Below are 12,038 nucleotides of genomic sequence, written 5' to 3'. Positions count from 1 at the left end.
ATCTTCTTCATGCGGAGTAGCTCCTGCATAAGGTTGGCGCAAACAAAAAAGGCGTCCCGCTGTTGCCAGCAGGACGCCTTTGTCCAGGTCCCGTTCGGTCGGGAAACGCCGCCTCGTCGTTGAGGCAGGCGCTTTGTTGTCGATTGTCGGGAGAACCCAAGCAGGCGCCGTGCCAACTTGCGCTATTGCCTATCTCCATGGCCTTGCAGGGATAACGCGGGGCCTCACCGCGGTCTTTCTGCTCCGTGCCGGAGCGTATTGCACCGGGCTGGTGCCACTCAGCCCTTCAGCCAGACCAGGAATAGCGCCAGGTTGGCGGCCAGGGACAGCAGGGCGATGGCGCGCCAGGTCTGCAGCGGTTCGCGCTCCAGCAATGGGCGGGGTGCCGCGACCGGCAACGCTTCTCCCTGTTGCAGCGAGAGCAGCCATTCCTCGGCGGTCTCGAAGCGCTGTGCGGGGTCGCAGGCGACGGCGCGCAGCAGCAGGTCGTCGATCCAGGCCGGCAGGTCGGGGCGATAGCGGCTGGGCGGGACGGGGCGACCGAAGCGCGGGTGCTGGAAGGCTTCGATCTCGCCATAGGGATAGCGCCCGGTCAGCGCCTGGTAGAGGCAGACGCCGGTGGCGTAGAGATCCTGGCGCACCGAGGGCGAGGTGCCGGAGAAGCACTCCGGCGCCAGGTAGCTGGGCGTACCCGGTAGCAGATGGGGGTCTTCGCGCGACAATCCCGGACACCAGGCCAGGCCGAAATCCAGCAGGCGCAGCTCGCCGTCGCGGCCGAGGTGGAGATTTTCCGGCTTGAGGTCGCGGTGCAGCAGGTTGCGTCGATGCAACTGGCCAAGCCCGCGCAGCAGCTGGTTGGCCAGCCCCAGCCACTCCGGCAGCGACAGCGGGCCATGGTTGCGCAAGCGCTCGGCGAGAGTCTCTCCGGGGTGCTCGCGCATCAGGTAATACAGATGCTGGCGTTGCGCCAATCCGTGCAGCTCGGGGAAATGCCGGCCCTGGACGCGGCGCAGGAACCATTCCTCGAGCAGCAGGGCCTGGGTTGCCAGCGGATCGTCGGCACGTGCGGCGGGAAGGGTCTTCAGCAGCCAGGGTTGGCCCTGGCCATCCTCGACCCGGTAGAGCAGGGACTGGCGGGATTCGCCGAGCAACTGCCGGACCCGCCAGCCTTCGAAGAGCTGGTCGGGCTTCAGCGGTGGCGGCAGTGGCCAGTGGCCCAGTTGCGCGAGGGCGTCGCCGAGGCTGCCTGCGGGCACGGCTTCCACGCGCACCAGCAGGGCGCTGGCGTTGTCCTGGCTGCCTGCCAGGTGGGCGGCGCGAACCAGAGCCTCGGCGCTGCGCTGCGGCTCTTCGGCGTTGCGCAGGATGCTGCGGATGCCGCTGTCGCCCAGCGTCGCCCAGACGCCGTCGCTGACCAGTAGCCACTGGCTGCCGGGCTCCAGATCGCCTTCCAGATAGTCGACCACCAGATGCTGGTCCAGTCCCAGGGCGCGGGTCAGCACGTGTTGCATGTGCGGCTGTTCCCAGACGTGGTCGCTGGTCTGCCGGAGCAACTCGCCGTCGCGCCACAGGTAGGCCCGGCAATCGCCGACGTGGGCAAGGGTGTAGCGGGTGCCGCGCAGCACCAGGGCGGTGAGGGTGGTGAGCAGCGGCTGGCCGCCGCCGTTGGCCTGTAGCCAGCGGTTCTGCGCCAGCAGCAGGCGGTCCAGGGACTGCACGATGGCCCAGGTTTCCGGAGTCGCATAGTAATCCAGGGCCAGCGCTTGCAGGCTGCTGCGCGCCGCCAGGCCGCCATCGGCGCACTGGCTGACACCGTCGGCGATGGCCAGCAGGTGTCCCTTGCTGGCGGCCAGGGCCGGCGCCGGGGTGACCACCCGCAGCGCGTCCTGGTTTTCCGTGCGAGGCCCGCAGGCGCTGGCCTCGCCGATGCTCAGTCGCAGCCCCACGCTCAGACCCGCGCGGCGGTAACCGCGGCCGAGCCCCAGGTGGTGCGCCAGCGCCGCTTCACCCCGTGGAGGCCGAACCAGGCCAGCACGCCGAGACTGGCGAACAGCCACAGGCCGAGCTGGTAGTCGCCGGTGCTTTGCTTGATCGCGCCGAGGCCGGCAGTCAGGCAGAAGCCGCCGATGCCGCCGGCCATGCCGATCAGCCCGGTCATCACGCCGATTTCCTTGTGGAAGCGCTGCGGTACCAACTGGAACACCGCGCCATTGCCGGCACCGAGACTGAGCATGGCGACCACGAACAGGCCGAGGGCGGCCATCGCGCTGGACAAGTGGAAACCGACCGCGGCGATGCAGATGGCGGCCAGGGTGTACACCATCAGCAGGCTGCGGATGCCGCCGATGCGATCGGCGAGGGCGCCACCGAGCGGGCGCATCAGGCTGCCGGCGAAGACGCAGGCGGCGGTGTAGTAGCCGGCGGTCACCGGGTTCAGGCCGTACTGGTCGTGGAAATAGCCGGGCAGGGTGCTGGCCAGGCCGAGGAAGCCGCCGAAGGTGACGCTGTAGAAGAACATGAACCACCAGCTGTCGCGGTCGCCGAGGGCTTTCAGGTAATCGCCCATGGCCTTGGGCGCCGGCCGCTGCGGGGCGTTGCGCGCGACCATGGCGAACACCAGGAGGGTCAGGACGAGCGGCAGCAGGGCGAAGCCGAACACGTTGTTCCAGCCGAACGCGGCGGCCAGGCCGGGGGCGAAGAGGGCGGCGAGCACGGTGCCGGAGTTGCCCGCGCCGGCGATGCCCATGGCCTTGCCCTGGTGTTGCGGCGGGTACCATTGCGATGCGAGCGGCAGGGCCACGGCGAAGGATGCCCCGGCGAAGCCGAGGAACAACCCCAGCAGCAGTGCCTGCGCATAGCTGTTCACGCCCAGCAGCCAGGCGGCCGCCAGGGCGGCGATGACGATGACCTGGGCGAGGATGCCGGCGCTCTTCGGCGACCAGCGATCGGCCAGCAGGCCGAGCAGGAAGCGCAGTACGGCGCCGGCGAGGATCGGCGTGGCGACCATCATCGCGCGCTGTTGGGTGCTCAGTTGCAGGTCGCCGGCAATCTGCACCCCCAGCGGGCCGAGCACGTACCAGACCATGAAGCTCAGGTCGAAATAGAGAAACGCCGCGAACAGGGTCGGCGCATGGCCGGCCTTCCAGAAGCTGTTGTTCATCGAACACCTCGTATCCAGCGGAATCGGGGCGGAACGGCCGCCCGGCGGAAGTTGCATCGCTACAAGGTGAGCGTCCGACAGCGGACCACCCACCCGCCCCGACGCTGGGGCGAAACGACGAAGACGCCACGGGCCTCTGCCGGGAAGGAGAGGCCGCGCGACGTCTTTGTCGGGGATGGGTAACCGCCGTTGGCTACCGTCAGGCAGGACGTAGCAAGCTCTTTGCCAAGTTGTCGAAAGCGCGGCGTAGAGCGGTTGCAGGGACAACCATGGCGTCGGCGTGCACGCCGCGGTGGCAGGCGTCGGGGGCTTGCACAGGGCTGGGGCGGCGCGTCCGTGCGCCGTCGGCGGTTCAGCGATGGGCGGTGTTCAGGTGGTAGATGGTCACGCGGCTGCCTTCGCCGCTGTCGCCGGCGTTGTCGTTCACGTAGGCGCCGGCCTTGAAATAGAGCAACTGGTCGTTCCAGGCGCTGCCGAGGGTCTGGTAGTAAGCGTCCTCTTCGCCGTCCTGGCTGCGTGCGCGCACCGCCAACTCGCCGCTGGAGGTGACGCGCAGGCTGTAGTTGAAACGCTCGCCCAGGCGTACCTGCTCGAGGATCGACACGTTGCGGCTATAGGAATCGTCCGGGTGGTTGCGTACCAGCGCCTCGACCCGGCCGAGGCCTTCCTCGGGCTTGTAGTAGTACTGCAGCTTCACCAGAGGTTCGCCGTCGTCGGTCTGTGGCGACTTGCTGTGGATCTGGCCGATGATCACCTTGTTCTTCGAGGGGACCTTCTCGACGCTCATGGTCACCCGCAATTCGTTGTCGGCCTGCCAGTAGTACCAGTTGTCGAGGCTGCCGTCGGCCTGGGTTTCGCGCAGTTCGGTGCGGGGATAGGTGCTGTCCTCGGTGTGCGAGCCGTCGATGGGCACCCAGAAGACCAGGCCGCCATCGTTGCCTTGCTGGAAGTACCGGCTCTGGTAGCCGTTGTTGAGTTGCTGGGTGGTGATCACCTGCGGGGTGGGTTCGGTGGGAATGGTAAGGTTCCAGGTGCTGAGATCGATCATGCTGAGCATCTCCTGACCGCTGAGTCGGCGGTGCGGTTCGGGCGGACGCCTGCGGCTCCTAGCCCTGGGCGTCCACTGCGGGCCTCCCTGGTCATGCTAGTCGAGGGTGGCGAGGGGGTAGCTCCCAGAACGGATAGGGCCGTTCCGGGCGCACGAGCATAGCCGCGCCGCTCTGCGCCGGGGGCCAGCAGGGTGGCTGGCGATATGATCGCCAGCTGCCCAGCCGGATTCAGCCGCCGAGCATGTCGTGCATGGCGATGATCTGCTCGGCGACCTGGATCAGCTTCTGCTGGCGGCTCATGGCCTGGCGTCGCATCAGCGTGTAGGCTTCCTCCTCGCCGCAATGCTTCATCTTCATCAGCAGGCCCTTGGCCAGCTCGATGCGCTTGCGCTCGGCCAGCTGCGCCTCGCGCGCCTGCAGTTGAGCGCGCAGCGCCTGGTCGCTCTCGAAGCGCGCCATGGCCACGTCGAGGATCGGTTGCAGGCGGCTGGCCTGGATGCCTTCGACGATGTAGGCGCTGACCCCGGACTGGATGGCGCGGCGCATCACTCCCGGATCGTGCTCGTCGGTGAACATCACGATCGGGCGCGGCTGGTCGCGGCTGACCAGGCAGACCTGCTCCATCACGTCGCGGCCGGGAGACTCCGTGTCGATCAGGATCACGTCGGGACGCAGCGCTTCGACGCGAGCCGGCAGGTCGATGGTCAGCCCCGACTCGTCCACCACTTCGAAACCGCTCTCGAGCAGGGCGGCCCTGAGGCGTCCGACTTTCTTCGGCGTGTCGTCGATCAGCAGGATACGCAGCATGGCGGGCGCACCAGGGTCAGAGGTCGATGCCCTGGCCGGTTTCGGCCAGGGCGTGGATCGGGAAGCTGCGGGCGTAGCCGGCGGGGTCGCTGCCGTCCCAGGTGCGCCCGTCGATCAGCGTCGAGCGGCGCATGTCGGCGCCGTCCAGGCGCAGGCCAAGGGCCGTCGCGGCATCGCGGTACAGCGCGGTCTGCTGGACCCTGCGGGCGATGCCCAGGTAGTCCGGGTCTTCGCGCAGCAGGCCCCAGCGGCGGAACTGGGTCATGAACCACATGCCATCCGAGAGCCAGGGCCGGTTGACTTCGCCGTCGGCGTAGAAACGCAGCGGCTGCGGGTCCTGCCAGGCGTTGCCGAGGCCGTCCTGGTAGCGGCCGAAGAAGCGCGGCTGGATCGCGCCGAGCGGAGCGTCGACATAGTCGCGGCCGCTGATCAGTTGCGCGGTGCCCAGGCGGTTCTCGGCGTTCTGTTCGATGAAGCGGCTGGCGTCGAGGACCGCCATGACCAGCGCGCGGGCGGTGTTCGGGTAGGCGTCGACGAAGGCGCGGGTAGTGCCGAGGACCTTTTCCGGGTGGTCCGGCCAGATCGCCTGGCTGGTGGCGATGGTGAAGCCCTGGCCCTGGTCCACGGCCAGGGCGCCCCAGGGACCGCCGGCGCAGAACCCGTCGATGCGCCCGGCCTGGAGATGGCCGACCATCTGCGCCGGTGGAACCACCACGCTGTGCACGTCGTGCAGCGGATGCAGACCGATGCTCGCCAGCCAGTAGTTCAGCCAGAGCGCGTGGGTACCGGTGGGAAAGGTCTGCGCCAGGGTCAGGCGTGCACCATTCTGGCGCCGATGCCGGAGCAGTGCCTCCGCACTGGTCACGCCAGCCTGCTTCAGCGGTTCGGAAAGATTGATCGCCTGGCCGTTCTGGCACAGTCCCATGAGCACCGCCATCTCGCTTGCCGCGCTGCCGCCGAGGCCGAGCTGGACGCCGTAGACCAGCCCGTACAGGCACTGCGCGGCATCCAGCTCGCCGCTGAGCAGCTTGTCGCGCAAGGCGGCCCAGGACGGTTGGCGCCTGAGATTGAGCGTGAGGCCGTAGGGCTGGGCGAAGCCCTGGGTGGCGGCCACGATCAGCGAGGCCGAATCGGTCAGCGCCATGAAACCGATGTCCAGGGCGCTCTTTTCCGGTGCGTCGGAACCGCCGGCCCAGGCCTGGCTGCGTATCGCTCTGTCTGTCATCACCACCTCGAGTGCGGGAGGGCGGCGCGGGCCGTCCCGTTTTCCAGTGCGCCGGCGCCGTCGTCGGCGCGCTTTTCCATAGCTGCCACAGCAAGCGCTATGCCAGGCGGCGCGGGGGTTTTCGCCGGGCAAGAAAAAGCCCCGCACGGGGCGGGGCTTGTTCGACGCGTCGCTGGATCAGGCCTGAACGACCGGGATCTTGGCGTTCGCAGCCGCTTCGCGGAACTCGGCGATCTGGTCGAAGCTCAGGTAGCGGTAGACGTCGGCAGCCATGCTGTCGATGTCCTTCGCGTAGGCCATGTACTCCTCCACGGTCGGCAGTTTGCCGAGGATCGAGGAGACCGCCGCCAGCTCGGCCGATGCCAGGAACACATCGGTGGCATCGCCCAGACGGTTCGGGAAGTTACGGGTCGAAGTGGAGACCACGGTGGAACCGGTCTGGACGCGAGCCTGGTTGCCCATGCACAGCGAGCAGCCCGGCATTTCCATGCGCGCGCCAGCCTTGCCGTAGATGCCGTAGTAGCCTTCCTCGGTCAGCTGGTGGGCGTCCATCTTGGTCGGCGGAGCCAGCCACAGACGGGTCGGGATACCGCCCTTGACCTTGTCCAGCAGCTTGCCGGCGGCGCGGAAGTGACCGATGTTGGTCATGCAGGAGCCGATGAACACTTCATCGATCTTGCGGCCCTGTACGCTCGACAGCAGGCGCGCGTCGTCCGGATCGTTCGGCGCGCAGAGCACCGGCTCCTTGACGTCGGCCAGGTCGATCTCGATCACCGCGGCGTACTCGGCGTCCTTGTCGGCTTCCAGCAGCTCCGGCTTGGCCAGCCAGGCTTCCATCGCCTGGGCGCGACGCTCCAGGGTGCGCGGGTCGCCGTAGCCTTCGCCGATCATCCAGCGCAGCAGGGTGATGTTGGACTTCAGGTACTCGGCGATCGCCTGTTCCGGCAGCTTGATGGTGCAGCCGGCGGCGGAACGCTCGGCCGAGGCGTCGGACAGCTCGAAGGCCTGTTCCACGGTCAGGTCGTTGAGGCCTTCGATCTCGAGGATGCGGCCGGAGAAGATGTTCTTCTTGCCTTTCTTCTCGACGCTCAGCAGGCCCTGCTGGATCGCGTAGTAAGGGATCGCATGGACCAGGTCACGCAGGGTGATGCCCGGTTGCAGCTTGCCCTTGAAGCGCACCAGCACCGACTCCGGCATGTCCAGCGGCATCACGCCGGTGGCGGCGGCGAAGGCCACCAGGCCGGAGCCGGCCGGGAACGAGATGCCGATCGGGAAGCGGGTGTGCGAGTCGCCGCCGGTACCAACGGTATCGGGCAGCAGCATGCGGTTCAGCCAGCTGTGGATGATGCCGTCGCCCGGGCGCAGCGACACGCCGCCACGGGTCATGATGAAGTCGGGCAGGGTGTGGTGGGTCTTGACGTCGATCGGCTTCGGATAGGCCGCGGTGTGGCAGAAGGACTGCATCACCAGGTCGGCGGAGAAGCCGAGGCAGGCGAGGTCCTTCAGTTCGTCGCGGGTCATCGGGCCGGTGGTGTCCTGGGAACCGACGGTGGTCATCTTCGGTTCGCAGTAGGTGCCCGGGCGCACGCCCTGGCCTTCCGGCAGACCGCAGGCGCGGCCGACCATTTTCTGCGCCAGGGTGAAGCCCTTGCCGCTATCGGCCGGTGCTTCCGGCTTGCGGAACAGGTCGGAGGCGCCCAGGCCCAGCTCGGCGCGGGCCTTCTCGGTCAGGCCACGGCCGACGATCAGCGGGATACGGCCGCCGGCGCGGACTTCGTCGAGCAGGACCGGGGTCTTCAGCTCGAAGGTGGTGACCACTTCGCCGCTGTCGTGGCGAACGACCTTGCCTTCATAGGGGTATACGTCGATGACGTCGCCCATGGCCAGGTTGGTGCAGTCGAACTCGATCGGCAGGGCGCCGGCATCTTCCATGGTGTTGTAGAAGATCGGCGCGATCTTGGTGCCGAAGCAGAAGCCGCCGGCACGCTTGTTCGGCACGAACGGAATGTCGTCGCCGAAGAACCACAGCACCGAGTTGGTGGCGGATTTGCGCGAGGAACCGGTGCCGACCACGTCGCCGACGTAGGCGACCGGGAAGCCCTTGGCCTTGACCGCTTCGATCTGCTTCAGCGGACCGACCGAACCCGGCTGGACCGGCTCGATGCCGTCGCGGGCCATCTTCAGCATGGCCAGGGCGTGCAGCGGGATGTCCGGGCGCGACCAGGCGTCGGGGGCCGGGGAGAGGTCGTCGGTGTTGGTTTCGCCGGGGACCTTGAATACGGTGAGAGTCAGCTTTTCCGGGACTTCCGGCTTGGCCTTGAACCACTCGCCATCGGCCCAGGATTGCAGCACGGACTTGGCCGCGGCATTGCCCTTCTTGGCGCGCTCGGCGACGTCGTGGAAGGCGTCGAACATCAGCAGGGTGTGCTTCAGCTGTTCGGCGGCGGTGTTGGCCAGTTCGGCGTCGTCCAGCAGTTCGACCAGGGTGGCGATGTTGTAGCCGCCCTGCATGGTGCCCAGCAGCTCGGCGGCACGTTGCTTGTCGATAAGGGGGGAGGTGGCTTCGCCCTTGACGATGGCGGAAAGGAATCCGGCCTTGACGTAGGCGGCTTCGTCGACGCCCGGCGGTACGCGGTTGGTGATCAGGTCAAGGAGGAATTCTTCTTCGCCGGCCGGCGGGTTCTTCAGCAGCTCGACCAGGCCTGCGGTCTGTTCGGCGTTCAGCGGTTGGGGCACGACACCCTGGGCGGCACGCTCTTCTACGTGTTTGCGGTAGGCTTCAAGCACAGTATTTCCCTCATCAGTGGTCCCGGGGGACACGTATCCAGGAACCGACGCAGATCCGCTCGTCAGGCCCAGGTGGACGGTAATCCACCAACCTACGAGGGCATCGGCAGGTTCCAGACAGAAGCTGTTTTCAAAGTTTTACGCCGGCGGGCTGGGGTGGGGCTGGCGAGACGCTTGAGGGAGGCGCCGTCGCCAGCGTACCTGCCGGAAACTGTGCTCGTGACGCTTTGAAAACAGCTTCTAACGGACATTGGCGCCTAAAAAGGCGGACCAATGTTACTGGAAACTCGACGCAAAGTTAAGTCGGAAACCCTAGGAACCACAGGGTGAACTTGATTAGACAAAGGGCTAAGATGCCGCTTTGTTTTCGTTGTCCCGGCCATGTCTTCGCAAAGAATCAAAACCCCCTGCGTAGGGCTTTGCTCCACGGTATACGGCGACCTGGTATGCCGTGGCTGCAAGCGTTTCCACCATGAGGTGGTCAACTGGAACCTCTACGACGCCGAGGAAAAGCGGGCTGTCTGGAGTCGCCTTGAGCAGTTGCTGGCCCAGGTGATGGCCGCCAAGCTGGAAGTCTTCGACGCCGCGCGCCTGCGCCTGCAACTGGAGCAGCGGCAGATCCGCTTCGTCCCCGAGCAGTCTCCCTATTGCTGGGCCTACCAGTTGATCGCCCGCGGTTCCCGGCTGATCAACCAGATCGAAGCCTACGGCGTGGCACTGCTGCCGGAATTCCGCGACTGGAGCCTGCCGGACCTGCGCGATGCCATCGACCGGGAATTCTTCCTGCTGTCGGAAGCGCATTACCAGCGCTACATCGCGCCCTCGTTCCTGCAGGCGATCGACAGATAGGCGGTGTTTCCAGCGAAAAAGCCGCCCTTGGGCGGCTTTTTCGTCCGACCAGCGGTCACTCCTTGCTGGCCAGCTCCTCCAGGTGGGCGATGATGTCGTCCGGCTTCAACACCAGCACGTCGCTTTCCAGGGTATCCAGCACCACTTCCGCGGTATTGCCGATCAGCGCGCCGGACAACCCGGTGCGCGCCACGGTGCCGATCACGGTGACCACCGCGTCGAGCTTCTGCGCGGTGCGCGGGATCAGCACGTCGGCCGGACCTTCCTCGATGTGCAATTGTTCGTCGCTGAAACCGTACTCGGCCTGGAAGGTGCGGCAGGCCTCGCGATAGCGGGCCTCGATGGTTTCGCTGAGCTGGAAGGTCGGGTCGGCGGAGGAGAGCATCGGCGAGGGGTGGGCGCTGATCACGTGCAGCGTGGCCTTGGCCAGGCCGGCGATGTCGTAGGCATGGCTGATGATCCCGGCGTGCAGGGAGCGGTGCTCGCCGTCGTTGTTGCCGACGTCGACCGCGGCGAGGATCTTTCCGCCCGTCCAGGGCCGGGCGGTCTTGGTCATCAGTACCGGGCAGGGCGCGAAGCGCAGCAGTTTCCAGTCGTCCGGGGTGAGGATGGCCTTTTTCAGCGGGTTGTCGGGAAAGTGCTGCTTGATGATCAGCCCGCAGCCTTCGGCCTGTTGCTCGGCGATGATGGTCTGGTGCAGGGAGTCCTTCCAGGCCTGGTTGGTCGAGACGCTGTAGCCTTCCTCGCGCAGTTCCTGGGCCAGGTCATTGAGGGCGGCGCTGTGGTCGCGGCGCTTCTCGCAGACCAGCAGGTGCAGGTGCGACTGGGTCACGCCGGCGATCAGTTGTGCCCGTTTCAGGGCGAGACCTTCCAGCTGGTCCGGTTCAATCACCACGAGGATGCTGCGAATGGCTTGCATGATCGTCTCCCTGAGTGCTTGTGGTTATCGCTGAAACAACTCTAGACGCAATCCAGCCGCTGCTCTTGATGCATATCAAACGGGTCGGCCTGCCCGACCACCGCAGCTTCCGTATAATGCTCCGCCTTTCCTGCCCCGACCAGCGTCGTGGCAGACCCTTTCCAGAATGAGTGACCTGCGCCATGTTGCCCGAGATCGACCAATTCCTCGCCTGTTCCACTCCCGCCGCCTGGGTCGAGGCGGCCCTGGAGCGCCAGGACGTCATGCTGCTGGACCACAAGGCCTGCGAGATGAAGGCCGCGGCGACGGCGATGCAACTGATCGGCAAGTACTCCGGCCGCCTGGACCTGGTGAACAAGATGAGCCGCCTGGCGCGCGAGGAGCTGCGCCACTTCGAGCAGGTGCTGGCGATCCTGAAGAAACGCGGCATCCCGGTGGTCAATGTCAGCGCCTCCCGCTACGCCTCGGCGCTGCGCGACCTGGTGCGCAAGCAGGAGCCGCAGCGACTGACCGATACGCTGGTGGTCGGCGCCTTCATCGAGGCGCGTTCCTGCGAGCGCTTCGCCGCCCTGGTGCCGCACCTGGACGCGGAGCTGGCGAAATTCTACGGCGGTTTGCTGAAGTCCGAGTCGCGGCATTTCCAGGACTACCTGAAGCTGGCCTACCAGTACGGCGACGAGGCCGACGTGGAGCGGACGATCGAGGTGGTGCGGGCCAAGGAGGCCGAGCTGATCAGCAGTCCGGACAACGAATTCCGCTTCCACAGCGGCCACCCGGTGGACCTGGTGGCCTGAGCCGGAAACAAGAAAGCGCCCCGCGGGGCGCTTTTTTTGCTGCCTGAATCAGTCCTTGACCTTGAGGTCGAGGGCCAGGTCGCGGGCGGCCTTGGTCGCCAGAACGCCCATCAGCTGGCCGATCTCGTCCTGGCGGCTCGCCGCGCCGTTGGCGCCGGCGCCCATCATTACGCTGGGGACGGGGGCCTGGGCGGCGGCTTCGGCCCAGACCTTGTTGATCGCGATCAGCGCGTCGAGCTTCGGCTGCAACGCGCCGTCCGCCTTGATCACCGCTTCGCGGGCGTAGGCCTCGGCGTCGGCGGTGATCTTGGTGGCCTGGGCGGTCACCGTGGCCTTGTCGCGCAGCAGTTCGGCGGTCTGCTTCTCGATCTCGGCGCGCTGCTTCTCGCGCTCGGCGTTGATCACCGCCAATTGCTTGTCGGTTTCCGCCTGGGTGGTGCGTTCGATC

General features: G+C 66.8%; 9 protein-coding genes and 1 pseudogene. 2 read left to right on the top strand and 8 right to left on the bottom strand.

Features of this window, described 5'->3' with window-relative positions; all coding sequences use genetic code 11:
- Positions 1 to 278: 278 nt before the first annotated feature.
- From FFS27_RS19060 to acnB, 6 genes are all read right to left on the bottom strand, one after another.
- Positions 279 to 1,874: a bifunctional protein-serine/threonine kinase/phosphatase gene (locus FFS27_RS19060; protein WP_228777557.1), complete on the bottom strand. Its 1,596-nt coding sequence runs from the start codon at positions 1,872 to 1,874 to the stop codon at positions 279 to 281.
- A 74-nt stretch (positions 1,875 to 1,948) separates the two neighbouring features.
- Complete coding sequence (locus FFS27_RS19055) at positions 1,949 to 3,160, bottom strand: MFS transporter (protein ID WP_003450070.1); 1,212 nt, start codon at positions 3,158 to 3,160, stop codon at positions 1,949 to 1,951.
- A 352-nt stretch (positions 3,161 to 3,512) separates the two neighbouring features.
- Positions 3,513 to 4,208 carry a polysaccharide lyase family 7 protein gene (locus tag FFS27_RS19050; protein ID WP_003087865.1) on the bottom strand — a complete coding sequence of 232 codons (696 nt, stop codon included), beginning with the start codon at positions 4,206 to 4,208 and terminating at the stop codon, positions 3,513 to 3,515.
- Between the two features lie 229 nt (positions 4,209 to 4,437).
- Entirely contained in the window at positions 4,438 to 5,016 is a 579-nt protein-coding gene (locus FFS27_RS19045) for an ANTAR domain-containing response regulator (protein WP_003087868.1), read from the bottom strand.
- A gap of 16 nt (positions 5,017 to 5,032) precedes the next feature.
- The gene (locus FFS27_RS19040; protein WP_021264603.1) at positions 5,033 to 6,241 is read right to left on the bottom strand and encodes a CmpA/NrtA family ABC transporter substrate-binding protein; all 1,209 of its coding nucleotides are present in this window, start codon (positions 6,239 to 6,241) and stop codon (positions 5,033 to 5,035) included.
- Positions 6,242 to 6,418: 177 nt separating this feature from the next.
- Positions 6,419 to 9,028, bottom strand: coding sequence for a bifunctional aconitate hydratase 2/2-methylisocitrate dehydratase (gene acnB, locus FFS27_RS19035; protein ID WP_021264604.1), 2,610 nt, complete (start codon positions 9,026 to 9,028; stop codon positions 6,419 to 6,421).
- A 381-nt stretch (positions 9,029 to 9,409) separates the two neighbouring features.
- Between acnB and FFS27_RS19025 the strand changes: the two genes are divergently transcribed.
- A complete protein-coding gene (locus tag FFS27_RS19025; RefSeq protein ID WP_003098041.1) occupies positions 9,410 to 9,877 on the top strand; it encodes a DUF1289 domain-containing protein in 468 nt (155 codons plus the stop codon).
- A 55-nt stretch (positions 9,878 to 9,932) separates the two neighbouring features.
- On the opposite strand, the gene FFS27_RS19020 is transcribed toward FFS27_RS19025, so the two are convergent.
- Entirely contained in the window at positions 9,933 to 10,796 is an 864-nt protein-coding gene (locus FFS27_RS19020; RefSeq protein WP_003087881.1) for a universal stress protein, read from the bottom strand.
- Positions 10,797 to 10,966: 170 nt separating this feature from the next.
- On the opposite strand from FFS27_RS19020, the gene FFS27_RS19015 reads away from it, so the two are divergent.
- Positions 10,967 to 11,590 carry a tRNA isopentenyl-2-thiomethyl-A-37 hydroxylase MiaE gene (locus FFS27_RS19015; protein WP_003139946.1) on the top strand — a complete coding sequence of 208 codons (624 nt, stop codon included), beginning with the start codon at positions 10,967 to 10,969 and terminating at the stop codon, positions 11,588 to 11,590.
- Positions 11,591 to 11,638: 48 nt separating this feature from the next.
- Here FFS27_RS19015 and FFS27_RS19010 read toward each other — a convergent pair.
- Positions 11,639 to 12,038: pseudogene (locus FFS27_RS19010) on the bottom strand (SPFH domain-containing protein); the annotation flags it as partial.

Source organism: Pseudomonas sp. 2VD (assembly GCF_005503585.1).
GTDB lineage: Bacteria > Pseudomonadota > Gammaproteobacteria > Pseudomonadales > Pseudomonadaceae > Pseudomonas > Pseudomonas aeruginosa.
Note: the sequence above shows the minus strand (reverse complement) of the source record. Positions and strands in the feature narration are given on the sequence as shown.